At 65.8% G+C, this 26,532-nt stretch carries 25 protein-coding genes and 1 pseudogene; 12 read left to right on the top strand and 14 right to left on the bottom strand.

Going from position 1 to position 26,532, the window contains the following annotated elements; all coding sequences use genetic code 11:
* Nucleotides 1-35 precede the first annotated feature (35 nt).
* Nucleotides 36-1,664, top strand: a complete 1,629-nt coding sequence (locus tag BKG60_RS06330; RefSeq protein ID WP_239252212.1) for an amidohydrolase — start codon at nucleotides 36-38, stop codon at nucleotides 1,662-1,664.
* 11 nt (nucleotides 1,665-1,675) lie between these two features.
* Complete coding sequence (locus BKG60_RS06335; protein WP_070945019.1) at nucleotides 1,676-3,019, top strand: APC family permease; 1,344 nt, start codon at nucleotides 1,676-1,678, stop codon at nucleotides 3,017-3,019.
* 88 nt (nucleotides 3,020-3,107) lie between these two features.
* On the opposite strand, the gene BKG60_RS06340 is transcribed toward BKG60_RS06335, so the two are convergent.
* Nucleotides 3,108-3,530, bottom strand: coding sequence for an organic hydroperoxide resistance protein (locus BKG60_RS06340; protein WP_070945018.1), 423 nt, complete (start codon nucleotides 3,528-3,530; stop codon nucleotides 3,108-3,110).
* Between the two features lie 112 nt (nucleotides 3,531-3,642).
* Here BKG60_RS06340 and BKG60_RS06345 point away from each other — a divergent pair, with 112 nt between their 5' ends.
* Nucleotides 3,643-4,086 carry a MarR family winged helix-turn-helix transcriptional regulator gene (locus tag BKG60_RS06345; protein ID WP_070945017.1) on the top strand — a complete coding sequence of 148 codons (444 nt, stop codon included), beginning with the start codon at nucleotides 3,643-3,645 and terminating at the stop codon, nucleotides 4,084-4,086.
* Here the strand turns inward: BKG60_RS06345 and BKG60_RS06350 are convergent.
* The 5 genes from BKG60_RS06350 to BKG60_RS06370 form a co-directional block, all read right to left on the bottom strand.
* On the bottom strand, nucleotides 4,071-6,050 hold the full coding sequence (locus BKG60_RS06350) for a universal stress protein (protein ID WP_075909400.1): 1,980 nt from the start codon (nucleotides 6,048-6,050) through the stop codon (nucleotides 4,071-4,073). The two genes, BKG60_RS06345 and BKG60_RS06350, sit on opposite strands and share 16 nt — an antisense overlap.
* 148 nt (nucleotides 6,051-6,198) lie before the next feature.
* Nucleotides 6,199-7,224: an alcohol dehydrogenase catalytic domain-containing protein gene (locus tag BKG60_RS06355; RefSeq protein ID WP_070945015.1), complete on the bottom strand. Its 1,026-nt coding sequence runs from the start codon at nucleotides 7,222-7,224 to the stop codon at nucleotides 6,199-6,201.
* Between the two features lies 1 nt (nucleotide 7,225).
* Complete coding sequence (locus BKG60_RS06360) at nucleotides 7,226-9,142, bottom strand: flavin-containing monooxygenase (RefSeq protein ID WP_070945014.1); 1,917 nt, start codon at nucleotides 9,140-9,142, stop codon at nucleotides 7,226-7,228.
* Nucleotides 9,143-9,212: 70 nt separating this feature from the next.
* On the bottom strand, nucleotides 9,213-10,601 hold the full coding sequence (locus tag BKG60_RS06365; protein WP_083339264.1) for a GDSL-type esterase/lipase family protein: 1,389 nt from the start codon (nucleotides 10,599-10,601) through the stop codon (nucleotides 9,213-9,215).
* 56 nt (nucleotides 10,602-10,657) lie between these two features.
* Nucleotides 10,658-11,836, bottom strand: coding sequence for an acyl-CoA dehydrogenase family protein (locus BKG60_RS06370; protein WP_070945013.1), 1,179 nt, complete (start codon nucleotides 11,834-11,836; stop codon nucleotides 10,658-10,660).
* Nucleotides 11,837-11,936: 100 nt separating this feature from the next.
* Here BKG60_RS06370 and BKG60_RS06375 point away from each other — a divergent pair.
* Nucleotides 11,937-12,732: pseudogene (locus BKG60_RS06375) on the top strand (SDR family NAD(P)-dependent oxidoreductase).
* Between the two features lie 13 nt (nucleotides 12,733-12,745).
* On the opposite strand, the gene BKG60_RS06380 reads toward BKG60_RS06375, so the two are convergent.
* Complete coding sequence (locus BKG60_RS06380; RefSeq protein ID WP_075909401.1) at nucleotides 12,746-13,618, bottom strand: crotonase/enoyl-CoA hydratase family protein; 873 nt, start codon at nucleotides 13,616-13,618, stop codon at nucleotides 12,746-12,748.
* A gap of 83 nt (nucleotides 13,619-13,701) precedes the next feature.
* On the opposite strand from BKG60_RS06380, the gene BKG60_RS06385 reads away from it, so the two are divergent.
* Nucleotides 13,702-15,171, top strand: coding sequence for an amidase (locus BKG60_RS06385; protein WP_070945011.1), 1,470 nt, complete (start codon nucleotides 13,702-13,704; stop codon nucleotides 15,169-15,171).
* 19 nt (nucleotides 15,172-15,190) lie between these two features.
* On the opposite strand, the gene BKG60_RS06390 is transcribed toward BKG60_RS06385, so the two are convergent.
* Entirely contained in the window at nucleotides 15,191-15,517 is a 327-nt protein-coding gene (locus tag BKG60_RS06390; RefSeq protein ID WP_070945010.1) for an MmcQ/YjbR family DNA-binding protein, read from the bottom strand.
* A 110-nt stretch (nucleotides 15,518-15,627) separates the two neighbouring features.
* Nucleotides 15,628-16,980 carry an MFS transporter gene (locus tag BKG60_RS06395; RefSeq protein ID WP_070945009.1) on the bottom strand — a complete coding sequence of 451 codons (1,353 nt, stop codon included), beginning with the start codon at nucleotides 16,978-16,980 and terminating at the stop codon, nucleotides 15,628-15,630.
* Nucleotides 16,981-17,271: 291 nt separating this feature from the next.
* On the opposite strand from BKG60_RS06395, the gene BKG60_RS06400 reads away from it, so the two are divergent.
* Nucleotides 17,272-17,700, top strand: coding sequence for a hypothetical protein (locus BKG60_RS06400; RefSeq protein ID WP_070945008.1), 429 nt, complete (start codon nucleotides 17,272-17,274; stop codon nucleotides 17,698-17,700).
* A gap of 16 nt (nucleotides 17,701-17,716) precedes the next feature.
* Here BKG60_RS06400 and BKG60_RS06405 read toward each other — a convergent pair whose 3' ends face one another.
* On the bottom strand, nucleotides 17,717-18,286 hold the full coding sequence (locus BKG60_RS06405; RefSeq protein ID WP_070945007.1) for a TetR/AcrR family transcriptional regulator: 570 nt from the start codon (nucleotides 18,284-18,286) through the stop codon (nucleotides 17,717-17,719).
* A gap of 153 nt (nucleotides 18,287-18,439) precedes the next feature.
* Here BKG60_RS06405 and BKG60_RS06410 point away from each other — a divergent pair, with 153 nt between their 5' ends.
* Together BKG60_RS06410 and BKG60_RS06415 are read left to right on the top strand one after the other, a co-directional pair.
* A complete protein-coding gene (locus BKG60_RS06410; protein WP_083339271.1) occupies nucleotides 18,440-19,789 on the top strand; it encodes a cytochrome P450 in 1,350 nt (449 codons plus the stop codon).
* A gap of 62 nt (nucleotides 19,790-19,851) precedes the next feature.
* Nucleotides 19,852-20,706, top strand: a complete 855-nt coding sequence (locus BKG60_RS06415; protein ID WP_070945006.1) for an SDR family NAD(P)-dependent oxidoreductase — start codon at nucleotides 19,852-19,854, stop codon at nucleotides 20,704-20,706.
* 6 nt (nucleotides 20,707-20,712) lie between these two features.
* On the opposite strand, the gene BKG60_RS06420 is transcribed toward BKG60_RS06415, so the two are convergent.
* From BKG60_RS06420 to BKG60_RS06435, 4 genes are all read right to left on the bottom strand, one after another.
* Entirely contained in the window at nucleotides 20,713-20,961 is a 249-nt protein-coding gene (locus BKG60_RS06420) for a hypothetical protein (protein ID WP_070945005.1), read from the bottom strand.
* Nucleotides 20,962-21,014: 53 nt separating this feature from the next.
* Complete coding sequence (locus BKG60_RS06425) at nucleotides 21,015-21,896, bottom strand: alpha/beta fold hydrolase (protein ID WP_165617777.1); 882 nt, start codon at nucleotides 21,894-21,896, stop codon at nucleotides 21,015-21,017.
* Nucleotides 21,897-22,024: 128 nt separating this feature from the next.
* The gene (lysE, locus tag BKG60_RS06430) at nucleotides 22,025-22,624 is read right to left on the bottom strand and encodes an L-lysine exporter (protein WP_070945003.1); all 600 of its coding nucleotides are present in this window, start codon (nucleotides 22,622-22,624) and stop codon (nucleotides 22,025-22,027) included.
* A 137-nt stretch (nucleotides 22,625-22,761) separates the two neighbouring features.
* Nucleotides 22,762-23,322 carry a TetR/AcrR family transcriptional regulator gene (locus BKG60_RS06435; protein WP_070945002.1) on the bottom strand — a complete coding sequence of 187 codons (561 nt, stop codon included), beginning with the start codon at nucleotides 23,320-23,322 and terminating at the stop codon, nucleotides 22,762-22,764.
* A 148-nt stretch (nucleotides 23,323-23,470) separates the two neighbouring features.
* Between BKG60_RS06435 and BKG60_RS06440 the strand changes: the two genes are divergently transcribed.
* Genes BKG60_RS06440 through BKG60_RS32685 form a run of 4 tightly spaced genes read left to right on the top strand, consistent with a single transcriptional unit; the run spans nucleotide 23,471 to nucleotide 26,493 of the window.
* Nucleotides 23,471-24,814 (top strand): alpha/beta hydrolase family protein, encoded by a 1,344-nt coding sequence (locus tag BKG60_RS06440; RefSeq protein ID WP_083339263.1) that lies wholly within the window; start codon nucleotides 23,471-23,473, stop codon nucleotides 24,812-24,814.
* A complete protein-coding gene (locus BKG60_RS06445) occupies nucleotides 24,811-25,764 on the top strand; it encodes a fumarylacetoacetate hydrolase family protein (RefSeq protein ID WP_239252210.1) in 954 nt (317 codons plus the stop codon). Before BKG60_RS06440 ends, BKG60_RS06445 begins: the two co-directional genes overlap by 4 nt.
* A 13-nt stretch (nucleotides 25,765-25,777) precedes the next feature.
* Entirely contained in the window at nucleotides 25,778-26,236 is a 459-nt protein-coding gene (locus BKG60_RS32680) for an MBL fold metallo-hydrolase (RefSeq protein ID WP_165617776.1), read from the top strand.
* A gap of 5 nt (nucleotides 26,237-26,241) precedes the next feature.
* Nucleotides 26,242-26,493, top strand: a complete 252-nt coding sequence (locus BKG60_RS32685) for an MBL fold metallo-hydrolase (protein WP_278185116.1) — start codon at nucleotides 26,242-26,244, stop codon at nucleotides 26,491-26,493.
* The last annotated feature ends 39 nt before the right edge of the window (nucleotides 26,494-26,532 follow it).

Genomic DNA, 26,532 nt, shown 5'->3' on the forward strand with positions numbered 1-26,532 from the left:
TTCCATTCGCTTTAGAAGTAGATGAGGAACGGTTCGTGACTTCCTTCCCCGTGGCAGACAAGGCCCGGACGCTCTTCCACGGCGGTGTCATCTGGACGCCCACGGTGACCACGGATGCGCTGCTCATCGCCGACGGGGTCGTGCAGGCCGTGGGCGCCGACGCGTTGGCATCGGCGCCCGATCGCAAGGTCGACCTCGAAGGCGGCTTCTTGATGCCGTCGTTCGGGGATGGTCATGCGCATCCGTTGTTCGGTGGCTTGGAGTCGGCAGGCCCGGCGGTTCGCCCGTGCCAATCGGTCGACGAGATCGTCTCGGTCGTCGGTGAATTCGCCGATTCTCACCCCGACCAGGAGTGGATCATCGGCGCGTCATATGACGGCAGCCTCGCACCCGGCGGGTTGTTCGACGCCCGATGGCTCGACGCCGCTGTCCCGGACCGGCCGGTGGTGTTGCGCGCCTGGGACTACCACACGTTGTGGGTCAACTCGGCTGCGCTGCAACGCGCCGGGATCACCACTGACACCCCGGAACCGGCGCTCGGCGAGATTCCGCGCCGCGAGGACGGCTCACCGCTGGGCACCCTGCGCGAGTGGGGTGCGACCGATCTGATGGGCGCGGTCATGCCGGCGCGGGACGAGGCCGTGCGCGTCGCGGCACTGGCCACGGCCGCCGACTACTATCTGGCCCGTGGCGTGACCTGGGTTCAGGACGCCTGGGTCGAGTCGGCCGAGTTGGACACCTACCTTGCGGCCGCTCGGCAGGGCGCCTTGCGCATGCGGTTCAACCTGGCGTTCTATGCCGATCCGCGCCACTTCGACGCTCAGGTGACGCAATACGCCGCTGCCCGGGACCGGGTCCAGGCCGCCGGCTCGCCGATGCTGACCGCGCAGACGGTGAAGTTCTTCGCCGACGGCGTGGTCGAAAACGAGACCGGCGCGCTGCTGGAACCCTACTGCTCAGGCCTGCATTCACACGGTATGCAGCTGTGGGAGGGCAACGCACTGGCCGAAGCGGCCAGACGAGTCGATGATCTGGGCTTGCAGATCCACATCCACGCCATCGGTGATGCCGCGGTCCGTCAGGCGCTCGACGCCATCGAATACGTTGCCCGGCACAATGGTCCGCGGGATCGGCGGCCTGTGATCGCGCACGCGCAGTTGGTGGACGACGCCGATCTGGGCCGGTTCGCCGAACTCGGGGTCATCCCGAACATGCAGCCGCTGTGGGCGCAACTGGATGCCTTGATGACGGTGCTCACGATTCCCCGGCTGGGGGCGCAGCGGTCGGATCGGCAGTACCGGATGCGAACGCTGGAGAACTCCGGTGCGGCGCTCGCATTCGGGTCGGACTGGCCGGTGTCCTCAGGCGCGCCGCTGGACGGTATCGCGGTCGCTGTCTCGCGGTGCACCGCGGAGGGAGAGCCGGCGGGCGGCTGGACACCGCACGAGATCCTTCCGATCGAGCACGCACTGTCCTCCTACACCACTGCCGTGGCGTATCAGGCGTTCGCGGAAGAGAATTGGGGCAGCATCGCGCCGGGCGCGAGTGCTGATCTGGTCTGGTTGGACCGTGATCCACGGTATGTCGCGCCGCCGGAGCTTCCGGCGGTGACGGTGCGCGCCACCTATCTGCAGGGCACGCAGGTCTATTCGGCCGCGGAATGAGAGGAACTGGCATGTCCGATGTGGCTGAAATGACCGAGGGGCGGCTGCGCCGTGCCCTGGGGCTGCCATCGTTGGTGCTCTTCGGTCTGGTCTACATGGTGCCGCTCACGGTGTTCACCACCTACGGCATCGTCACCGAGACCACCGGCGGCCGGCTGTCGGTCGCGTACTTGGTGACGCTGGCCGCCATGGTCTTCACCGCGCGGTCATATGCCGCGATGGCCGTTGCCTTTCCGGTCGCTGGTTCGGCGTACACGTACACGCAGAAGTCTTTCGGTGCTCCGGTCGGGTTTCTCGCCGGATGGTCCCTGCTGCTGGACTATCTGTTCTTGCCGATGATCAATTACCTGGTGATCGGGATCTATCTGAATGCCGCGCTGCCGGCGATCCCGGCCTGGGTCTTCATCGTCTTGTCCATCGCCGTGGTGACGGTGCTCAATGTCGTCGGCATCGTGTCGGTGGCCAGGGCGAACTTCGTCATCATCGCGGTGCAGGCGATCTTCATCGTGACGTTCCTGGTGTTGGCCTGCTCCAAGGTGTTGAGCCTGGGCAACCTCGACCTGATGGCGCCGATTCATGGTGACGGCAGCGAGACGGGGTTCAGCCCGGTGCTGGCCGGTGCGGCGATCCTGTGCCTGTCGTTCCTGGGTTTCGATGCGGTGTCGACGCTGTCCGAGGAGGCCAAAGAGCCCAAACGGTCTGTGCCGCAGGCCATCATGATCGCCACGCTGGTGTCAGGCGTGATCTTTGTCGTGCTGTCCTATCTCGGGCAGCTGGTGTTCCCGTCCAATCAGTTCTCCGATGTCGAGTCCGGGTCCCTGGATCTGATGCTGACCGCGGGCGGGCAGTTCCTGCAGACCTTCTTCACCGCGGCCTATGTCGCCGGTGCGCTCGGGTCGGCGATCACCTCGCAGGCCTCGGTGGCCCGCATCCTGTACGCGATGGGGCGCGACGGCATCTTGCCGCGGCAGTTCTTCGGTTACGTCGCGGCGCGCTTCGCCACCCCGGTGTACGCGATCCTGGCCGTGTCGGTGGTGTCATTGCTGGCCATCGTGATCTCGTTGACCACGCTGGCCTCACTGATCAGTTTTGGTGCGCTGGTGGCGTTCTCGGCGGTAAACCTCTCGGTGATCAAGCACTACTTCGTGGACAACGGGGAAAGGCAAGGCGTTCAGGTGATCACCAACCTGGTGCTGCCACTGATCGGATTCCTGCTGACCGTGTGGCTGTGGACGAGTCTGTCCGGGTTCACCTTGATCGTGGGATTGTGTTGGCTGGCGGTGGGATTCGTGTGGCTGGCCGGGGTTACCCGCGGTTTCCAGCGGCCGACGCCGGTGCTGGATCTGAAGGAGTAACCCCGGGCGAATGCCCGCCGAGTGGCCACCTGTGACACGCGGTTGCGTGAAAGGCGTGCGACAAGTGGCCATTCGAGCCGTTGCCGGGTCAGGCGACGCTGATGGTGACGTCGATGTTGCCGCGGGTCGCGTTCGAGTACGGGCAGACCTGGTGTGCGTCATCGGCGATCGCTTGGGCGGTCTCCCGGTCGACTCCCGGGATGGTCACCTTCAGCCGGGTCCGCAGCGAGAACGCGCCGTCTATGTTGACCAGGTCCACCTCGGCATCCACCGCGGTCTCGGCGGGCAGCTTCACGTTGTGCTTACCCGCGGTCAGGCCCATGGCGCTCAGGAAGCATGCCGACCAGCCGGCCGCGAACAACTGCTCCGGGTTGGTGCCGGAGCCGTCGCCGCCGGGCGGGGTGAGCTGGATGTCGAGGTTGCCGTCGGAGCTGTAGGCCTCGCCCTGGCGCCCGCCGGTGGTGTGGGTCTTGGCGGTGTAGAGGACGTTGCCGGTCTGGCTGGTGGTCACGGGGTTCTCCTTCGAGTGGATGGTCGGCTCCAAGTGGATGCGTTAGAGATGAACATGGGGGATCGCGTATTTCATCCCGTCCGATTAAATCGGATCCGATATAATTTTGACCATGGCACCCGAGGCTCCGCAACTGTCCGATTTTCTGTGCTTCGCGATCTATTCGGCCAACCTCGCGTACGGCAAGGCCTATAAGCCGATCCTGGACAAAGAGGGGATCACCTACACGCAGTACATCGCGATCGTCGCGCTGTCCGAACAGGACCACCAGACGGTCGGCAGCCTGGGCGAGAAGCTGTTCCTGGAGTCCAACACGCTGACTCCGATCCTGAAGAGGCTCGAAGCGCTGGGATACGTGATCCGGCAGCGTGATCCCGGCGACGAGCGTCAGGTGGTCGTCAGCCTCACCGACGCCGGGCGGGCGCTGCGCGCGCAGACCCTGGAGATGGACCTGCTGGCCGCGACGGGTCTGTCACTGGACGAACTCAGGACCATGCAACGCGGTGTGTCCACCCTGCGGGACAACCTGCGCAAGCACGTTCAGGACACCGTCTGACAGTTGTGCTGCTCGGGCACGACCAGGACCGGTGTCGTGGAATGCGCGACGACGGCCGCGGCCACACTGCCTTCCAGGTGACCCAGCAGGCCGTCGCGGCGGTGCGGGCCGACCACAATGAGGCTCGCGTTGTGCTCGTGGGCGGTCTCGACGATGCCCTTCCAGATCGGTGCCCCCTCGACCGCTATCGCCTGTGCCGAGAAGCCGGCCCGGGTGGCCAGCGACGCACCGTGAGCCGCTGTCTGCTGAGCGGCCCGACGTACCTCGGTGGCCTGATCGGCGTCGAAATGCGCGGTGCCGACCGGCGTGAATCCGACATCGACGGGTTGCCAGACACACACCACCAGGGCGTCACGCTCGACTGAGAGTTCAGCCGCGGCATGTTCGATGGCAGACGCCCCGCGCGACGTTCCGTCGTACGCGAACAGCACGGGCCCCGGGGTGCCGGGACTCGGTCCCGGCGCGGTCGGCACGACCGGACGGGCAGCGTCAGGCGGGACGTTCGGGGCGGGCAGTCCGGGGCGCAGCCGCGCCAGCAGCGGCGGCGAGTACCAGGCCGGGGATTCACCGTCGAGGAACAGGTCCAGGTCGGGCCGCTGCGGCCGAGCGCCACTGAGCGCGTAGACGGCCACCCCGAAGGCCGCGCCGCCGACCGACAGGCCGAACCCGACCCACAGCGCGTCACCGGCGCCCGCGGTGAGACCGCCCGCCGCGGTGGCCGCGAAGTGGGCGAAGATCGGCGCCACCATGAAGGCGGCCACCGCGCGCAACAACTCGATGATCGCGAACACGCGCTGAAGGCTGTTGGACTGCAGCGAGAAACCGGCGACGAACAGGGCGGGCGCGACTGTGGCGCCCAACACCAGCCCGGTCAGCGCCGAGGCGAGCAGCGCCAGCGGCTGATTGGCCGGAAGGGCGAACCGGAACACCACGATCCCGGCGGCCAGCAGTCCCATACCGACCAGCGGCAGGTAGTGCATCGACCGTCTGGTGATGACGGCACCGAACACGAAGGCCATCACGATGGCGCCGGCCAGTTCCGGCAGATACAGCAGGCCGACCCGCACGGGACTGTAGGTCTGCATGAAGACTTCGGCCGTCAGCGCCGTCGCCGCCACCGAGGCCGCCGCCGCGAACAGTGCGACGCCCACTCCGGCGACGGGGATCGCACTGGTGAGCATGGTGCGGACAGTCAGCAGGGGGCGAGGAGCCTTGAACTGGTAGACGATGAGCACCACGATCAGCGCCAGGCCACCGAGCATCGGCACGATCACTGCGGGGTCGGTGAAGGCGTGGCTGGTCAGTTGGGACGCCCCGATGAAGGCGGCGGCGCAGCCGACGGACGCCAGACCGATCGCCCGTAGGTCGCGCGGGGCGTCGAGATCAGCGGGCGGAGCGTCCTCGAATGTCAGGGCGGCCATCACCAGGGCCAGCAGCGCGATCATCGCGACGATCCAGAACAACGGCCGCCAGGCGTGGGCCTCGGCCTGCACGCCACCGATGAACGGGCCGAGCGCTACCGCGCCGAACACGCACATGTTCATGATCACGGCGGTGTTGCGAAGCTTGTCCCTGGGGAAGCCGATGGTCAGCGGTGGTGCCGCGGCGATCAGCAGCATGCTGGTGGCCAGCCCTTGCAAGATGTGCCCGCAGATGAACATCGCCCCGTTGAGCGCGGACGCCGTCAGCACCGAGCCCACCACCAGCACCACTGCGTAGGCCAGCAGCATCCGGCGTTGCGGCAGGTGCTGGGCGAACTGGACTGCCAGCACCGTGCCTACCGCGTACGCCGCATTGCCCAGCCCCGAGCCCAGGCTCATGGCCTGTGCCGACAGGTGCAGTTGCTCGGAGATGATCGGCACCAGCGGGTCGACGGCCGCTGACAATGCCAGGTAGGGGATCAGGGCCAAGGTGACCATGGTGGCCACCGCGGGGTACCGGCCGGCGAGTGGACCTTGTCGCATCAGCGCCGCCCGGCGAGGTCGGTTGGCGTTGCGTGGCGTCGTTGCGCCACCTTCGGACAGTCAGCTGACAAGTTCGGTTGGCGCACGTGTCCGTTGAACCGGCACCGGCCTTAGTTCTATTCCCTATGCAAATTTATTGTGACGGGCGTTACAGCGCCAACCGGATTTTGAGGTGATCTCCCGAGCGGGACATGGCAGCGGCGTACCCCTCGGCGGCCTGCTCGAGCGGCAGGGTGTCGGTGAAGATGCCGTCGACATCCATGCGTCCCTCCTGCAGCAGGGGGATCAACTCGGGCCAGGTCTGCTGCACCGGTGCGGTGGTGAGGCGGATGCTCAGACTGCGGATCAGGCAGGCCAGCGCCGGCAGCGGATAGGGCTGCAGGTCGTGCACGCCGACGATCGAGACGGTGCCGCCGGTGCGGACCGCCTCGATGGAGTCGTTGATCGCGGCGTCGGTGCCCACAGCGTCGATCACTGCGTCGACACCGAGGCCGCCGGTGGCTTCGCGGATCGCCTGGACCGCCGGTGGCGCGATCCCGACGGCGCCCCACTTCGCCGCGCGAATCCGCCTGCTCTCGACCGGGTCCACCGCGAAAACCCTTGCCGCGCCCAGTGTCAACGCGCTGCGCAGGGCGCACATGCCGACTGAGCCCAGCCCGACGATCGCCACCGATCCACCGATCGGGATGTCGGCACGTTTGGCCGCCGCCCACCCCGTGGCCAGGTTGTCGGTCAGCAGCAAGGCCTGCTCGGTGCTGATGCCTTCCGGAACGGACAGCAATTGGAAGTCGGCGGCGGGCACGGCCAGCAGTTCGGCCTGGGCGCCGCCCAATACGCCGGAGCCGAAGATCTGCGGCCCCTGCACGCAGCGGATCGGGTCATGGGTTGCGCAGCCGGTGCACTGGCCGCAGCCGGCAACCGACGACACCAAAACCCGGTCACCGGTCTTGAATCCGGTGACTGCCGAGCCGGTTTCGACGACGGTGCCCACCGCCTCGTGGCCCAGGGACACCGGGTCGACGATCGGGTAGTGGCCTTCGAGAAAGTGCAGGTCCGACCCGCAGATGGCGGTCGATTCCACCTTGACGATGGCCCCGCCGGCGCCGGGCAGCACCGGGTCCGGCCGCAATTGGACACTGACCTGCCCAGAACTTTCCACGACGACCGCGCGCATCTCAGGTCTCCTGCACTGTGAAGTCAGACCAAACGGGTTCGTTGATCGCAGAACGGTATTCACTCAACCGCCATGGGCTGACGGTGTGGATCTCACCGTCGGCGTTCTTGAAATACGAGTGCTTGATCGACGGCTGCGCCCACACGGTTTGGCGGATCGCCTCCTGCGAGCGCCGATGCCATTCCTTGGTCGGTTCGGGCAGCGGCTCCATGGTCTGCAGACCTTGGGTGATCAGGTGCTCCAGACACTGGTTGATATAGCGCATCTGCAGTTCGGAGTTGAGGATCAGGCTGCCGCCGTGGGCCAGGTGGGTTCCCGGACCGTAGGTCATGAAGAAGTTGGGGAAGCCGGGCACCGTGATGCCGCGGTAGGCGTAGGGCCGCTGCCCCCAGGCGTCGCGCAGGTCGATGCCGTCGCGTCCGGTGATGGTCATCGGGAACAGCACGTCGGTGGCACGAAAACCGGTGGCGTACACGATGATATCCGCGTCGTACGTTTCGCCGTCGGCCGTGACGACGCCGGTCGGGGTGATGCGCTCGATCGGGGTGCGGATCAGGTCCACGTTGTCGCGTTTGAGGGTGCCCAGCCAGCTGCCGTTGTCCTGCAGTGTGCGCTTGCCGGTGGCCGGATAGTCCGGCAGGACCTTGGCCAGCAGTTCGGGATCGTCACCGACCTGGGTGGTGATCCAGTCGGTGAACATGATGCGGGCGATGGCGTTGATCTCGCTGACCGCGTTGCCCTGGTCGTCGTAATCCGGGTCCACCCGTGCGGCGTCCAGACCCTTGTCGGCTCCGGGCCACAGCAGCAGGAAGCGGTACCACCGGCCGTAGTACGGCAGATGTTCCATCGCCCAGCGCACACCGTCGGCGACCGGCTCGTGGTACATCGGGTTGGGGAACATCCACTGCGCGGTGCGCTGGAACACCGTGAGGTGTTCGACGTGAGAGGCGATGGCCGGGGCGATCTGGAAGCCGCTGGCGCCGGCGCCGATCAGCGCGACGCGCTTACCGGTGACGTCGACGTCGTGGTCCCACGCCGCCGAGTGAAAAGCCGGTCCCGCAAAGGTTTCCGCGCCGGGGAAGTCGGGGATCTGGGGCCGGTTGAGCTGCCCGACGGCGGTGATGACGGCGTTGGCCCGCAGCGTCTCGGTCCCGGCCGCCGAGCGCACGGTGACGTTCCACATGGTGCCGTCCCACGCGGCCGAGACCACCTCGGTGTTCCACCGGATGTGCGGTTCGAGGTTGTGGCGATCCACCACGTCTTGGAAGTACTGGCGCAGCTCGGGCTGCTCGGCGAAGAAGTGGTCCCAGTGGTTGCTGGGCTCGAAGCTGTAACAGTAGAAGTGATTGGCCACATCGACGCGGGCACCCGGATAGCTGTTCTCCCACCAGGTTCCGCCCGGGCCGGCGTTCTTCTCCACGATCGTGAAATCGATGTCGGCCTGCTTGAGGCGCACCCCGGCCAGCACGCCGGATTCCCCGCAACCGATCACCACGACGCGGAACCCGTCGGTGTCCTCCAGCGTGGCGGGCCGGCGCGGGTCGACGGCTTCGAGGTCGAGTTCCTCGAGCATCAGCGGCAGGTTGTCGTCGTCGACTGGCTCGCAGGCCGCCCAGTCCAGCATCTCCCGGACCAGGTCGGCGGGCAGCGGTTCGGGGACGGGGCAGCCACGGTCGCGGTAGTCGGTGATGACCGGCAGCGCGACCTCACGGACCCGCGCCTTGTCCTCCTCGCTCATGAAGCCCTGGACCTCGTTGAGGAACAGCCCGGCCTGTTTGAACTCGCGGATGAACCGCGGGTCACCGGTGATGTGTACGAGCGAGAGCAGCAGGGTCGGGATGCTGACCTGCTCCAACGCCGCCGCGATGTCGGCGTCGGGCGTGGTGAACGGCTGGCCGACGTGGAAACTCCGGGTCACGCGGCGTTACGCTACTGCCCGTAGCGTTATGTGACAAGGGTCGGTTTCGGTCGCCTTGGGTGAACTGGCGTCAGCTGGGCCGGATCCCAGCGTCACGCAGCCGTTGTTGGAGGGTGAGTGCGATGGCAAGTCCGCCCGCGGTCGTCGGATGCAGGGGTGCCGCGTCGTCGACACCCTGGACGTAGGGCTGGCTGCTGCACAGTCCATGCCCGGCGAAGTTCGGGCGCACCGTCGAGAATCCGGTGGCGGCTGCTCCCTCGGCCAGTACCGTGTTCACCGCATCCAGGCGGGCGGCCAAGGTCCGTACCTTGTCCTCGGTAATCCCCACTGTCGCAAGGCAATCCTGAGCCCCGTCGAACGGGTTGTAGTAGAGGTTCACCAGCACGGCGGGCGAGTCGGGCGCGGCTCGTAGTTGGGTCAGCAGCACAAAATAGTCGCGGGTGAAGTCATTGAGCTGCTGCTGGAAAAAGGCTTGCTCGGCGGTGTTGTTGCACCCTTCGCGCGCGGCACAGGCGCGCAGCAGTGCCGACCAATTCATGTCGTTGGCGCCGATATTGATCACGATGGCAGCCGGGGCGCGGGCCAGCGCGGCCGAGAGCTGCGGGGCGATGGTCAGCGGGCCCGCGCGTTGCGGCCCCAGCAGCCCGTCGCGGATGCTCGCCCCGCTGCACCCCAGGTTGGTGACCTTCCAGTCGGTGGCAATGTCGAGCAGGTTCGGGAAGGAGTCGACACTGCGCCGGCAGGCCCGGTCGTACTCGTCGGCCTCGGGCAGCGGTGGGTTGCCCAGGCCCGCGGCAATGGAGTCGCCGATGACCACAATCGGCCCGCTGTCGGGCCTTCGAGCATGAGGGGTCACGGGCAGGGTGGGGGGCGGGGCCGCACCGACCAGGGCTTGCAGAGAGTTGATCTCGCGCAGCCGCTGTGGGGCGCTGTATGCGGTCACCATGATCGCACCGAGGTTGACCGCTTCGGTGATCACGAGGCCGACGATCACCAGCGCAATCGAGGCGCGCATCGAGTAGCGACGCCAACCGGCGATCGCGGCCAGCAGGACCACCGCAGCTGCCGCGCTCACGCCGACCTGCCAAGCGAAGTACCGCTTCCAGCCGGCCACCAGACCGTCCTGCAGTGCCTGGGCCGCCTGCGCCTGGCTGGGTTCGGTGCCCGCACCGACCAGTTCGGCGAGCTGCTCAGACAGTGTGATGCGGGTGAGTTCGATGCGGGGTCGCACCGGTCCGACGAACTCGACCGTGGTGGGCAGGTGCTGACCGAACAGGTCGAGTTCTCCTGGCCCCGACCAGCTGTGGGTTGGAGCGGCGGCCCCGACCCGCAGGGTTTGTCCCGCCGTTTCCACGGTCTGCATCGGCGTGATCAACAGTCCCACGGCGATGGCCAGCATTGCGACGACCGCAACGGTAATCGCATGCAGCAGAGCGCGACCCAGCCAGACCGGGTGCATAACCCCCATTATCCGCCCGCTCGTCCATCGAGCGTTGGCGGCCGGTCAGAACGGAATCACAGCGAGAAGTGATCGTCGATGACGCCGAGCCACACCTGCGCCGCGTCGATGGCCACCTTCTCGCTGATGAAGGCGTGTTGTGTTCCGGTGTAGATGTCGCGGAATCCGCGCTCCAAGCGGCTGCCCTCCCGGATCGACGTGGTCCCCGCCGCGAGATGTGCCCATTCCGCGGCAGCGCGGGCCACATCGGTGGCATACACCGCCGCCACCCGCATGTCAGCGCGAAGCCTCGGCGTCAACTCCGCCCCGGCATCGACGGCGGCCTCGGCCGTGCCGAAGGCATCGAGAACCAGGAGCCGGGCTGCGCGCCATGCCGCGACGTGATGGGCGAGGTTCTTCTGGAAGGTGGGGCGACTGGCCAGTGAGGCCATGTCCGACATCCGGAACTTGGTGGCCGCCAGCTCCTCGACGTCGTCGAGCATGCTCTTGGCGACGCCGAGCGCCCACGCCGCGTGACCGGCCGCGGTGACCGGCATCATTCCCATCCGGCCGGCGGCCGATGCGCCTCGTCGCGGTTCTCTGGTGAACAACCGGAATGTTCTCGACGACGGCACGAAGAGGTCGGCGACGTTGTAGTCGAAGGAGCCCGTGCCCTTGAGGCCCTGCACATGCCACCCGTCGGTGAAGGTCACTTCGTCTCGGGGAATGACGGCCACCATGAGTTCGGGTTCGCCTTCACGGATCCATCGCATCTCGCCGTCCTCCATCGGGATGAAGCCGGCGGCGATGTAGGCGGAGTGGCCGGTCCCCGAACCGAAATTCCACGATCCGGTCAGCCGGTAGCCACCCTCGGTGACGATTCCCTGGCCGTTGGGCGCGAACTGGCCGCCCAACGTGACACGGTCGGCGTCGCCTCCGAAGACCTCGGCGAAGCCCTCGTCGGGGAGATATGTCGCCGCAGCGAACGACGACGGAAGATTGGCGATCCCGATCCAGCCGAACGAGCCGTCCTGCCAACCCATCTCGATCCACATCTCGATCATCTCGGCAAGAGACGGTTCGAGCCCGCCCGCGGCCGCCGGGTTCAGGGCCGTCATCAGACCGCTGTGCCACATCGCGTCGACGATCGGGGGCGCAAGCGTCCGCAACTGCTCGCTCTCGGAGGCTTCCTGCGCCACCACGTCACGAAGCGTCCTGGCCAAGTCGACCGGACTCACCCGCGCAGTCGTCGTCATCGGATACCCCTTCGGATCGGTGGTGGTGCGTGCACGCTGCCGTGGGCAACGGTAGGGAAAGTGCCCGGACAAGCGCGCCCTTGCCGCTACGTTGGCCGTTGTGAACAGATTCGGGTCCAAGGGTGTGCTCGTGACCGGTGCAGCGTCGGGTATCGGGAAGGCCACCGTCGAGCGGTTGCTGGCCGAGGGCGCCACCGTGGTCGGTGTCGACGTCGCGGACGGGACCGACGTTGCCGGCGATCGATTCGACTACCGAAAAGCCGACGTGCGCGACGGTGGGGCCGTCGAATCGGCGGTCAGCGCGGTGGTCGACGCCGTCGGCAGGCTCGACGGGGTGGTACACGCGGCGGGAGTGGCCGGCGGCGGACCGGTCCACCTCGTTCCCGACGAGGAGTGGGACCGGGTGCTCGACGTCAACCTCAAAGGCACCTTTGTCGTCACCCGTGCCGCGCTGCGACAGGATGATGCAGCAGAACCGGGTTGACGGTGAACGCGGGGCACTCGTGCATCTGTCCAGCGTCGAGGGCCTGGAAGGCACGGCGGGAGGCAGCTCGTACAACGCGGCCAAGGGCGGCGTCGTCCTGCTCACCAAGAACGTCGCGATCGACTACGGTCCCAGCGGAATCCGCGCCAACGCCATCTGCCCCGGCTTCATCGAGACCCCGCTCTTCGATTCGGTGGTCGGCATGCCGGGAATGGATCAGGCGCGTGAAGCCCTGCGCCATGAACACAAGCTGCGGCGGTTCGGGCAGCCCGACGAAGTCGCCTCGGTGGCAACGTTTCTGCTCTCAGCCGAGGCGAGTTTCGTCAGCGGCCAGGCGATCGCCGTGGACGGCGGGTACACCGCGGGCCGCGACCACGGCGTCACCGATCTGCTGGGGTTGGGGGAGCACTAGTGCACAGCGCGCCTCACGACGTCCACTCCTGATAGAACGGCGGCATCTCGGAAGCCCGCCCGGTGAACTCTGGGGCGCGCTTGTCGAGGAAGGCCCGCACACCGTCGTGGCCGTCGCCGATGCTCGTATAGAACATCGCCAGGGAGTCCACCCGGTGCGCGTCGACCGGATGCGGCTCGGCCGCGTTCCGGTAGAGCATCTGCCGCATCAGCGCGACCGACACCGGTGAGCGGTCGCGAGTCCACGCATCGGCCAGCGCCCGCGCCTCGGCGAGCAACGCGTCCGGTTCGTGCACGGCCTGCACCAGTCCGATCTCTCGGGCGGCGTCGGCGGTGAGGATGTCGGAGCGGTACACCAGGTCCAAAGCCGTTGGCATCCCGACGATCCGGGGCAGGAACCAGGTCGAACACGCTTCCGGGGTGATGCCGAGCTTGCCGAAGACCAACCCGAAGCGGGCTTTGGTGGACATCAGCCGGGCGTCCATGGCCAGCGTCATCGTCGCGCCGATCCCGACCGCGGCCCCGTTGATGGCGGCGATCACCGGCTTGCGGCAGGCGTAGATCGCGAGCGTTACCCGGCTGCCGGTGTCCCTGACCCGGCGCAACTCGGGGTCGTCGAGGTCGGCCATGTCGGCCAGGCTCGGTGATTTCGACTCGTCGAGGCCGAATACATTGCCCTCGCTCGACAGGTCCATGCCGGCGCAGAAGGCACGGCCCTCGCCGGTGACGATGACGGCACGCACCGCGTCGTCGTCGTTGACCGCCACGAAGGTGCGCTCCAGCTCATCGGCCATCTCGACGGTGAAAGCATTGAGGTTGTCCGGGCGATCGAGGACGACGGTGAGGATCCCGTCGTCGAGTTCGTGCCGGATCGTCGTGAAGTCCACGGATGCTCCTCCTCGGGTTCGGTTGCTCCTCAGATACTGCCGGTAGGTCACCACGTGAGGTCAACGCGGACTACCTTCGTGGGATGGACTTTGACGAGTACCGGGGCCACGATGCCACCTCGTTGGCGAAACTGGTTGCTGACAAGCAGGTTTCGGCGGCTGAGCTGCTCGCCACCGCCCAGCGGCGGGCCGCGGCGGTCAACCCGAAGATCAACGCCATCGTGCGTGATGTCCCGGCCTCGCCGTCCGACGATCTGACCGGTCCGTTCGCCGGGGTCCCGTTCTTGATCAAAGACCTGGCGCAGGACTACGCGGGCTTGCCCAGCTCGGCTGGTTCACGTGCACTGAAGTCGCTGATCGCCCCCGAGCACGCCACGGTGGTGCAGCGCTGGATCGACGCCGGCCTGGTCATCTTCGGCAAAACCAACACTCCCGAGTTCGGCGCGAAGGGCATCACCGAGCCCGAGGTGTGGGGTCCGGCCCGCAACCCCTGGGATCTGGCCCGGTCGCCGGGTGGCAGCTCCGGAGGCTCGGCGGCGGCCGTTGCCGCGGGCATTGTGCCCTGCGCCGGCGCCAACGACGGCGGCGGATCGATCCGCATTCCGGCGGCGAGTTGCGGTCTCGTCGGGCTGAAACCGGGCCGTGGGTTGACGCCGTCGGGTCCGGCGGTCGGGGAATCCATGCACGGTGCGGCCGTACAAGGGGTCGTCTCGCGGACGGTGCGCGACACGGCGGCGATGCTCGATGTGCTCAGCGGCGGCGAGCCCTGGGGACCGTATGTGCCGGGCCTGCCGGCCGAGTCGTTCGCGTCGTGTGTGGGGGCTGACCCGGGAAAGCTGCGGATCGGGCTGCGGGTGCCGTCGGCGATCAACCCCACACCTCACCGCGAGGCGTTCGCCGCCGTCGAGGCAACGGCTGCCGCGTTGACCGAGCTCGGCCACCATGTCGAGGAACTGCCGCAGGCGCCGTTCGATGATGCCGCGCTGGCCCGTGACTTCCTACTGACCTGGTTCGTCTACAGCGCGTGGGAGCTTGCCGAGGCCAAGCGGCTGACGGGTGCGGGGGATGACGATTTCGAACGTGACACGCTCATCATGGCGGCGATCGGCCGCGCCACGAGCAGCGTCGACTATCTGGATGCGGTGCAGCGGCGCCAGGAGCACACGCGGCGGCTGAGTACCTTCTTCGAGTCCTACGACCTGCTGTTGACGCCTTCCTTGGCCACGTTGCCGCCGCGGATCGGCGAGTTCGATCTGCCGGTCGCATTGCAACGTGGCGCGGACGTGTTGATCAAGACCCGTACGGCAAGCATGTTGCGCTACACCAAGATCGTCGACGACATGGTGGACAAGAACCTCGGCTGGGTGCCTTACACGCAACTGGCGAATATCACTGGCCGCCCGGCGATCTCGTTGCCTGTGCACTGGACGGCGGAAGGGCTGCCGCTCGGCGTCCAGTTTGTCGCACCGCTGGCCGGTGAATCGCTGCTGCTCAAGCTGGCGGCTCAGCTTGAGCAGGCCATGCCCTGGGCCGGTCGTTTTGCCCCGGTCTGACGGGGTGCGCCATCCGAAGCTACTCGGTCAACTGGCTCGGCGCTGATTGCCGCCAGGAGTCGAGCACAATATCGCGGAGCTCTTGCCGATCCTCTAGTTCAGCCAACCGGACCCGCACCCAGGCCGAGGCGGCCTCGTGTTGTGGGACCCAGAATTTGTGCGGTTCGGCGGCGATCAATTCCTCACGGTCAAACCGAGGGCAGCGCACCGCAAATGAGGTCTCGTCGTCGGGCACGGTGACGAACATCTTGCCCGCCACGTCGAAGGTCGGATGGCCCCAGCGCTCCTTCTCGGTGGTCTCGGGGAAGGAGAGTGCGATGCTGCGCACATCGTCAGCGTCGAGCACGGGGTATCGGACCTCCGATCGCGCATGGGTTTTCGCTCCGGCAGCCTACCGGGGGCCATGACGTGGCGGATACCTCGGCGGGGGCAGCCCGTTAGGTGATCGACCCGAACTCAGCGCGAGGTCTTGTCTGCCGGGGCCGGCTCGGGGAAGAAGTAGTCGGTGACGTCGACCGACTTCTTCCGCACGAGCATGACGGAAGCGGCAGCGATCAGGCTGGCGGCGGCCAGCGCATACAGGCCCCAGGTGACGGTGCCGGTGGCTTGTTTGATCAGGCCGAACCCGAACGGCGCGACGAACCCGCCGAGATTGCCCAGCGAGTTGATGATCGCGATCGCGGGTGCCAATACCAGTGGGTGCATGGAGGACTGGGGGATTGACCAGAACAGGGGGCTGGCGCTCTTGAAGCCCATCGCCGCGATGCACAGGAACAGGAGAGCCAGCAGTGGCGAGGTGATGGCCGCGAGGTAGGTTCCGGCGGCGGCCGTGAGGAGGGCGAAGATCAGCAGGGGACGGCGCAGGTCAGGCCTGCGATCGCCGAGGCGGGAGGAAAGGTACACCGCGATGACGGCGCTGATCCACGGCAGGCTCGACAGCAGGCCGACGGTGATGTCGTTGAGGCCGTCGATGCGGCGCACGATGGACGGCAGCCAGAAGGTGTTCGCGTAGATGGACAGCTGGATGGCGAAGTAGATCCAGCAGAACAGCAGCAGCTTGGGGTCGGCCAGCATCTTCCAGCGGTTGCCCTTGCCTTCGACGCCCGATGCCCTGGTCTTTTCGGCTTCCTCGACTTCGATTGCGTCGATGAGGGCGTCCTGCTCGGCGCGGGTCAGCCACCTGGCATCACGGATCTTCGAGTTGAGCATGAAGTACGCGACGACGCCGACGAGGACAGACACCATGCCTTCGATGAGGAACAGCCACTGCCATCCGCGCAGGCCGCCTTGACCGTGCAGCGAGAGCAGCGGGCCCGACAGCGGACCGGAGATCGCGGCGGCGATGGAGGAGCCGGCGATGAACAGGGCGGTTGCCCGTCCGCGGTGGCTGTCGGGCAACCACTTGGCCATGTAGTAGATGACCGCCGGGAAGAAGCCGGCCTCGGCCATGCCGAGCAAGAATCGCAGCACGTAGAACATTTCGGCGCTTCGGACGAACATCATGGCGGCCGACACCAGGCCCCAGCTGATCATGATGCGTGTCAACCAGATCCGGGCGCCGAACTTCTCCATCAGGATGTTGCTCGGAAGTTCGAACAGCGCATAGGCCACGAAGAACACGCCTGCGCCGAAACCGTAAGCGGCAGCGCCGATTCCGACGTCTGCTTCGAGGTATTCCTGTGCGTAACCGATGTTGGCGCGGTTGAGCTGATTGCAGATCAACATGATGATCAGCAGCGGTACGACGCGGCGGAAGAATTTCGACACGGCCGACTGCAAGTCGGCGGACGCGGATTGCGTGATCGACACTTCCGCTCCTTTGGAGATACCTCGGCGAGTGACCCGCCTCACAATGGAATGTCAAGCAGATTATTGATGCACGTCCAAGACCAATTGCGCATCAGCTAATCCAACCTTTGTATGAGTTGCCCGCGAATCCGCTGTCATCTCTACGGAAGATGGCTTACATCTAAAGCAATCGTTGGACTTGATGGTCTCCACCCGGTCAGATGGACCCATGGCATCAGCCGGGAGCCCGGCTATCGCCGCTGAATGAATGCCCTGATTTCCCAAAAGAATTCGTTGCCCTAGGAGTGCCACATGTCCGTCGTCAGCTTTCAGATGACATCAGTGCTCGACCCCGAATCCGTCATGGACGTGTTGACCGACTTCGGGCCCAGGCGTCCGGGGCTGTGGCCGACGATCGACGCGGACCATTTCCAGGTGCACTCGCTCGGGGATACCTGGGCAGAAGTGACCGAGGGGACTGCCGCGGCGTGGGAGCGTGCACGTTACGACTGGGATGTCCGACGGCGGCGCGTCACCATCACCACCCATGACTCGAAGGTCTTCGGCCCGGGCGGTGGCTGGACATTCCAACTCGCTCCGCAGGCCGGCGGCACCCGGATCGACATCCACTTGGTCCGCGATCCGCAGGGAATCAAGCGAAAACTGCTCGCCGCGCTGCTGCCTGTCGTTGCCCCGGCGTCGTTGAAGAAGTCGTTCGCCGGACCGCTGCAGGCTAGGTGAAGGTGTCGGGCGGGCCCTACCGTGGCGCTCGCAGATTCAGGGTGCGCCGGCCGGCGCCGACCAATTGTTCGTACAGTTCGGTGTCATCCACCCCGTCGAACTCCACGCCGACGGCCGCGGAGATGCCGGCCATGACGATGGCTGCCCTGATCTGACCGTTCGCTCCGGGCTCCGCGCCGGCGAGCAGATCCGCCTGCCGTTTCACGAGGGCGCGCAGTGGCGGGCGATGTAGCAGATAGTCGCCGACGCCGGGATCGCCGGTGAGGATGGGGAACAGGTCCCGGTGGGACACGGCCAGGGACACGTATCCGGCGAGCATGGCCTCGGCTTGTGCGCGAGCGCCTCGCTGGGCTTCGGCTGTCTCGATGAGGTGGGTCAGCTCGTCGATGACGGGTGCCATTACGGCGGTCAGCAGCTCGTCGCGGGTCCGAAAGTGGTAGTAGATCGCCGATTTCGTCAGGCCGAGCTCATCGGAGATCATCTGCAGCGACGTTCCCGCCACGCTGTGTCGCCGGAAGAGGTCGACGGCGGCGTCGATGAGCTTCTGACGTGTCGCTCCGCGAGTGTCCGATGCTGGATCGCTCACGCGGTCCCCCTAAATGTAGTGTGCCTAACAATTTGCTCTCCACTGACCAATCGTACAGTTTATCCCTGTACGATTGGTCAGTAAGCAGCTGTACGTTTGGTCAGTGGATATGCCCCGGCCGGTCAGCTCGCAAACCCACTCGAGGAGCGCATCATGACGTTGGACACCGTGCCGCAACCACCCGTTTTCGCTGGTGCCTCACCTCTGCGGGACGTCGACTTCTTCCACGACCCGACGATGGTGGCCGACCCGTACCCGGTGCTGGAGCGCATGCGTTCGACCAGTCCGGTGCTCCGCGAACCATCCCTCGGAGTCGTCGTGGTCACGGGATACGAGGAAGCGTTGGCCGTCGTCAGCGACCATGAGTCGTTCTCGTCCTGTAATACCGTCACCGGTCCGGTGCCCGGATTCCCGGTGCCTCTCGACGGGCTCGATGAATCCGAGGTGCGTGCCCTGATCGAGGCTCATCGCGACGAGTTGCCGTTCAGCGACCAGCTGCCCTCGTTCGATCCGCCCAAACACACGGCGCACCGTTCGCTGCTGTCGCGGCTTATCACCCCGAAACGCTTGAAAGAAAATGAAGAGTTCATGTGGCGCCTCGCCGATCAGGTGCTGGAACCGTACGTGGCGGCCGGCGGCGGTGAATTCATCCGTGCCGTAGGCAATCCCGTCGCGTTGCTGGTGATCGCCGATCTGCTCGGAGTGCCCGAAGCCGACCGACCCGAGCTCACGGCTCGGCTTACCGGAGACGTGTCGCTGGGCAGCACCAACGAGACCGCGATGGAGCACGCGCCGCTGGAATATCTCTACGCCCGTTTCAGCGATTACATCGAGGATCGGCGTCGGCGCCCCCGTCGCGATGTCATGACCGAGATGGCCCACGCCACATTCCCGGATGGATCGACGCCGGAGGTGATCGATGTGGTGCGGGTGGCGGCCAATCTGTTCTCCGCGGGCCAGGAAACGACGGTCCGGCTGCTGTCCTCGGCGCTGAAGATCCTGGCCGAGGATCCCGAGCTGCAACAGCGGCTGCGGCGCGCACCCGAGCTGGTGACCAACTTTGTCGAGGAGGCGCTGCGCTTCGAGAGTCCCATCCGAGGTGATTTCCGGCTGGCCCGTGCCACCACGGACGTCGGCGGGGTCCAGATACCCGCGGGAGCGGTGGTGATGGTGCATTACGGTGCGGCCAACCGGGATCCGCGTCAGTTCGACAATCCCGACGTGTTCGACCTGGACCGGCACAACGCCCGGCGGCACATCGCCTTCGGTCGGGGCGTCCACAGTTGCATCGGCGCGCCGCTGGCCCGGGCCGAGGCGAAGGTGGTCATCCAGCGTCTGCTGGCGACCACCAGCGCGATCGAGATCGATGGCGCCCACCACGGGCCCGCCGACGCACGGCGTTACGACTATGTGCCGACCTACATCCTGCGAGGCTTGACCGATCTGCACCTCAAGCTGACCCCGGCGGCCGACACGGAAAGCGCCGAAGCCGTCACTGGCTGACCCGAGCAGGCGATCCTCCACAACCCTTACTACTACTGATAGCAATCGAAGGAAAAGTAACCATGTCAACAGATTTCGAGCGTCGCGACCGTCGGGTCTTCGACTTGTCCGGCAAGGTGGTGGTCGTCGTAGGCGGCGGGCAGATGCCTGGCCCCAAGATCGGCAACGGCCGGGCCACGGCCATCGTGGCGGCCCGCCACGGTGCCGAGGTGGTAGTAGTGGACCGTAATCTGGCGTCTGCCCAGGAGACGGTCGACATGATCACCGCCGAGCGCGGCAACGCCTACGCCGTCCAGGCGGATGTGTCCGAAAAAGACGACTGTCAGCGCATTTTCGACACCGCGATGCAGCGCAGCGGTCACGTCGACGGCATGGTGTACAGCGTCGCGATCAACCCGCCGTTCGATCAAGTGAACAACTCGATGAGCGTGGAGAACTTCAACCACGGCCTCAACGTGAACATGCTGGGGTGTTATTACTGCAATCTCTTTGCCGCACAGTGCATGGAGAAGAACGACAGCGACTCCACCGGCAGCATCGTGAACTTCTCGTCCATCGCCAGCATCAAGAACGAGGTCGGGCTCAACATCGGGATCATGCCGTACGCCCTCGGCAAATGCGGGCTGAACTACATCACCGCACTCACCGCGACCCAGTATGCCGACGCCGGTATCCGTGCCAACACCTTGATGCTGGGCCCGATCGACTCGACGCTCGGAAACACCGATTCCCAAGAACTGTTCGGCTTCGAGCCCGAGGAGGTCGACGAGGCCTACCGCGAGGTGGTCAAGCTGAAAATGGGCCGGGCAAGTGCCTGGGAGACCGGATATGCGGCGCTGTATCTGCTGGCCGACGAGTCGCGCTTCATGACGGGACAACAGATCCGGCTGGACGGTGGCGCCACTTTGGTGCGCTGAGAGGTCTCACGGCCTCCGGTGTGCGGTGGGACTCTGCGTTGACTCCCACTTGGACTCCAGCGACCGCTTGACCGGTGCACCGCTGGGGACTTCACGCTGAAATGTCTCGCCCTCCTCGCCCTCGAAGGTGATCAAGAAGCCCGATTCGGTGGGTTCTTTGTGGACCACTTTGCGGGCCGGTTCACCGGCCCCGAGGGTGATGATGTCACCGGGGGCGACCTCGTTGATGCGACTGTCAGCGTTGGGTAGAGACATTTCCTGGCGATAGCCGCTTTGGCCGCGTGCCAAACGGGTCCATGACGGACGTCTCAGGTGATCGACCAGAACTCCAACAGGGTGCGGACGGTCGCCACGAGCGGTAGCGGCTGATCCAGCATGGGGTGGTGGCCGGCCTCGGCGAGGTCGACGAACGGCCCCCGCAGTTGCAGGATCAAGCGAATCTGCTCGGCCATCCTGGGTGGCACCACGCCACGCTCGCAATGCAAATAGCCGATCCGGCAAGGGATTCGGGCGAAGGCGTTCTCCAGGATCTCCTCGTCGTCGGGGGTCTCGTCCATCAGCAGGCCGCCGAAGATGTCGGGGTCGAACTTCCACACCCACCCGTCGTCGGTCTTGCGCACGGATTGCACGGCGATGTGGTGACCGATGTAGGGCAGTGTCACCTCTTGCTTGGGCACAGCCCTGAATCGGGCCAGGATTTCTTCTTCGGTGGTGTAGCCCGCGGTGTCCCGGCGGCGGTTACGCAGTCGTACTTCCTCGGGTGCGCGATCCCGCAACGGTGAATCGATGACCAAGATGCTGTCGATCTGCGCTCCGTAATGGGTGGCCGCGGAGGCGCCGACCCAACCGCCCATGCTGTGCCCGATGATGGTCGGCCGCGCCGATGAGCCAGAGGCCGCGGCTGCCGCGAGTACTTCCCGCGCCCAGATCGACAGCGCGTATTCGGTGCGAGTTCCGCTGTCGCCGTGTCCGCTCAGGTCAGGTGCGACGACCCGATGGGTGCGGGCGAAGAACGGGGCGATGTGATCCCACCATCCGGAGTGGGCGCCGCCGCCGTGGACGAACACCAGCGGGGGTTTGTCCGGGTCACCCCAGCTGCGCACGTGGATCGGGCAGCCGTCGACGTCGATCGTGGAGTGCTCTGGGGTCTGTGCCAGGGCAGAGGTGAACCAGGCTGGAGCTTCCGCCATCGGATGCGGCGGTGGAGATGGTTCACGACGGAACATGGGACTCACCTGCTAATTCTGTCGCATGCCCGAAATCCGATTGACACTTGCCCGACGGTTTCTGGCAGTGGACAGCTCGCTGCGGACCGCGCTCAGGACACCGCCAGGCTGACGCCGAGCGCGACCATCATCACCGCGATGACGCCGTCGAGGATCCTCCAGGTCATCGGGGTGGCGAACAATCCGGCCAACCGGCGCGCGCCCAGGCCCAGGCCGGTGAACCACACCGCACTGGCGGCCACCGCGCCGGCGCCGAACAGCCACCGCTGCTCGTGGTGTTCGTTGGCCAGGGAGCCGAGCAGGACCACAGTGTCCAGGTACACATGCGGGTTCAGCCAGGTCAGCGCCAGGCAGGTGACCAGTACCTCGGCCAGCCGGGCCGGCGTGCGCTCGGAGGGATTCAGCGTCGAGGGCCGGAAAGCGCGACGCGCCGCCAGCACGCCGTAGCCGATCAGGAAGGCTGCACCGCCGAACTTCACCACCGTCATGGCGTCGGGATGGGCGGTGATCAACGCACCGACCCCGGCGATGCCGGCGGCGATCAGGATCAGGTCGGAGACCGTGCACAACGCGATCACGGCGACGATGTGCTCCCCACGGATGCCTTGACGCAACACAAAGGCGTTCTGCGCGCCGATCGCGGCGATCAACGCCATGGTGGTCAGGAATCCGATCAGGACAGGTGAAGCCATGCGCTCGAGGCTATGGACGAGTGATGATCAAGTACAGCTAATGATTCTGCATATACATAAGTATTGCTTATTGAGAGCACCCGGGGTGGCCGGCCGGGAGTAGGAGGAGGACTTCATTCTTGGCGACACAGCAGCGCTCAGTAGGCGTCTGCAGGGGGTTGGCAGTTCTGGACCGCCTTGATCACTCGGCCGGCCAGTTCGGAGACAAAAGCGGTGTTGATCGGCTGGTGGGTGAGTGCGCTGCGGAAGTGGATAGGTGCGATGAGCAGTTCGATCACCTGCCGGGCATCGACGTCACCCGGAAGTTCGCCACGCGTGACCGCGCGCGTGATCATCGGCAAGATCATCTGATAGCGCTGCTCCCAGAACGCTTCTCGTGCGGCCGCCAGCTCCTCGGAATCGCTGACGGCAGACAGCGCCCGCACCAGGCCGCGCCCCAGCGGAGTATCGAGGTAGTCACCCAGTGCGGTGCCGAAGGCGGTGAGATCCGTGTGCAGCGATCCGGTGTCGGGGATGGGCAATTCCCTCGCGCTGGAGGCGAGTAGGGCATCAAGGACCAGATTTTCCCGGGTTCCCCAGCGCCGGTAAATGGAGCTGTCCCGAACGCCGGCGCGCCGGCTCACGTCGGGAATGCTGACCTTGTCGGCACCGTGCTCGGTTACCGCCTCGATTACCGCTTGGTGGACAGCCTGTTTCACGCGGGCAGCTCGGCCGCCCGGCCGCGCTCGTGACGATGCGGGATGAGCCATACCGGCATCTTAAAACAGAAGGTCTTGCGTTTAGCGCGAGAAGTTGCCTATTCTTAACGCAGAATAATCTGCGATTGGGTGATCGAGGAGGCTGGCCATGACGTCGGTACTGGATGCTGCGAAGCGGGTGGCCGTCACCGCATGTGCCCTCACGCACACCACCGATCAGGTGGCGGGACGATTGGGAGTGTCGCCGTTTCTGCCCAAACTGTTCGTGGATCGGTTCACTCACTTGGGTGGCTTCACCGATGCGCAGTTCCGCAATCAGTTGGCCGCATGCCGAACATTCGAGGATGCAGGGTGGGCATCGCATTGGCAGGGCTTCGCCCGCGCGCAATTGGTCCGGGCGGACAAGGCGCTCTCGCATCTGGGTGGCCCAGCCGCGGAACAACTCGTCGACCCTGACGTCGATGTCGACGTGCGCGCACTCGGTGAGCTATTGGCCCCCGCCGTGACGATTCTGGCCGACCGAGGAGCCGTGGCCGACCCCGACGCGGTGGCCGAGTTCTGTAGGCAGCACCCTGAGTCGGCAGACGCCGCCGAGGCATTGGACGCGCTGATCAAGACGCTGGTCTACGAATTCGCCGCGGCCTGGCCAGGATTCAGCCCCCACCGACTGCGCGCCTACAAGAGAATGGATCGGCTGACCGAGGTTCTGGTGACGGCACTGGCCCCGGCTATGGGCTGCACAGTCGACGTGGTGCAGATCCCGTCCGGTGGCGGCGATGTCGTGCGCGGGTACTTGGTACTGCCCCAAGGAGCGGCCCGCGTCCCGACGGTGCTGGTCACCAACGGGCTAGAGGGCAGCATCGCCGAGGTGCTGTTTCCGATGCTGGCCCAGCAAGACGGGAGACTGGGCCTGTTCGTCATGGAGATGCCAGGCACCTACGGCTATACCGAGCGACTGACGGTGGCCGGCGGCCAAAGCGCATACTCCAAAGTCATCGACTACCTGGTAGCTGACCCCCGCGTCGACGCTGACCGGATCGGCATGTTCGGCGCGAGCTTCGGCGGGTACTGGTCGACGCGAATGGCCGCTGTCGACGATCGGCTGAAAGCTGTCGTTTCCAACGGGCCCCTGGCGGATCGGAGTTTCAGCACGCTCAACTCCGTAGGAATGCCGGAGATCATGGTGTGGACTTTGCTCAAAACTCTCGGCGCTAGTAACCCAATCGACTTGTCGCACAAGTTGTCTGACTTCGCGGTGACTGAGCTTTGCAGCAGGATTTCTGCTCAGCTGCTGGTGATCAACGGGGCCCACGACACCTTGGTCGACACGCAGGACTCGATCGATATCGCCGCCGCAGCTCCCGATGCGTTGCTGGCCCTGTATGCCGGTGATGATCACTGCGCCATGGGTAATGCCGAACATTGGTCGCCGCTGGCGGCGAGATTCCTGCGCGACCATTTGACCGCCCCGATCGGGGAGGCGCACGCGTGACCGAGGCAATCAAAAGCCTGCCGCAGATGCGGCGCGTCCTCCGTGCCGCTGACCACCGCATCGATACCCAAATCTCCAACGAAGCAGGTTGGTTGGACGCTCAGAATGCCGTCTGGCCCGAGGATCTGCGCACCCTGCCGGCGGCGTTCACGCCGGAGTTCGAGATCGCCCGTTACCAACAGTTGGGCCTTGTCGACGGGGCCACGGTACTGCCTGTCTGCCCGGCGTCCTTCCGCGATTTCATGGTGTACGAGAAGCATGCGGTTGATGCTGCCCGCGGCCTGACGAAACGGTTCCTGCCGAAGGGCTACCGGGCGTCCCGGATCTACGAAACCATGACTCGCCGAACGTTTCCCATGTTTCGACCCAACGCGCTCTGGTATCGCGAGCCGGTCTACTACATGTCCAACGCGTTGACCATTGTCCCGTCGGGAGTGCCCATTCGCGCCCCGTCCTACAGTCGCGCCCTCGATTTCGAGCTTGAACTCGGTGTCGTACTCGGAAGCCCGCTGCGCAACGCAACCGTCGAGCAGGCGACGGCCGCGATCGCCGCGGTGGTCGTCGTCAACGATTTCTCCGCGCGGGACGTGCAACTGGCCGAAATGCGTTCCGGTTTCGGCCCGCAGAAGGCCAAGCACTTCCTCAGCTCGATGTCGGCCACCGCCGTCGCCGGCTCCGCCCTGGCACACCGTCTCGACGGGTTGACCGCCAGCGTCACCATCAACGGTAAAACTGTGTCACGCACCACGACCGCGGGGATGCGGTATTCCATGGCCGAGGCGATCGCCCATGCATCGCGCGACGAACAACTCTTTCCCGGCGAGCTGCTGAGCACCGGCACATTGCCCGGCGGCAGCGGGATGGAACTGGGCCGATGGCTGGCCCCGGGGGACGAACTGCGGCTGGAGATCGACGCGATCGGTGTCATCGAACACCGAATCCAAAGCTAGAGGTGATCTCTCAGTGAAGATCCATCAAGTCTCAGATTCCGTCTACGTGGTCGCTGGCACCAACGTGAACTGGGCACTGATCAGTAACGGCTCCGGGACCACCCTCATCGACGCCGGCTATCCGGCCGACACCGACGATCTGCTCGACTCGATCCGCCAAATCGGGCACCACCTCGAGGATGTGACCGCCGTCCTGTTGACCCACGCTCACCTCGACCACATTGGCGCGATCCCCACGCTCGTCGAGCGCATCGGGATGCCGGTCTACACCGGAACCGAAGAAGTGCGGCACGCCAAACGCGAATACCTGCAACAAATTACGCCTGTCGAAATGCTCAAACAGCTCGCCAGTCGGCGTGGTCGACGGTGGTCACCCAGACCGTCACAGCCGCGCGAGGGGGAATCAAGACAACAGTGCCCACAGCGACTGCCGCCGTGGCCGAGGTGCTCGCCCAACTGCCGGGTGGGCTGATCCCCGTGCCGTCACCGGGACACACGTCCGGTCACACCGCCTATTTCATGGCTTCGGAGAAGGTACTGTTCTCCAGTGATGCCCTGGTCACCGGGCACCCCCTGCTGGACGACGACGGCCCGCAACTTCTGCCGTCGCTCTTCAATCACGACGAGGCACTGTCCCGGCTCAGCGCACGGCAGCTCGCCGCCCAACCTGCTCATATCTTGGTCCCCGGACACGGCGCGCCCATCGTCCACAACGAATCCACGCCGTAAGCAGGGTTGGCTGAACCGTGGAAGCCGTATTGGGTGTCA

The sequence above is a fragment of the Mycobacterium syngnathidarum genome, assembly GCF_001942625.1.
Classification (GTDB): domain Bacteria; phylum Actinomycetota; class Actinomycetes; order Mycobacteriales; family Mycobacteriaceae; genus Mycobacterium; species Mycobacterium syngnathidarum.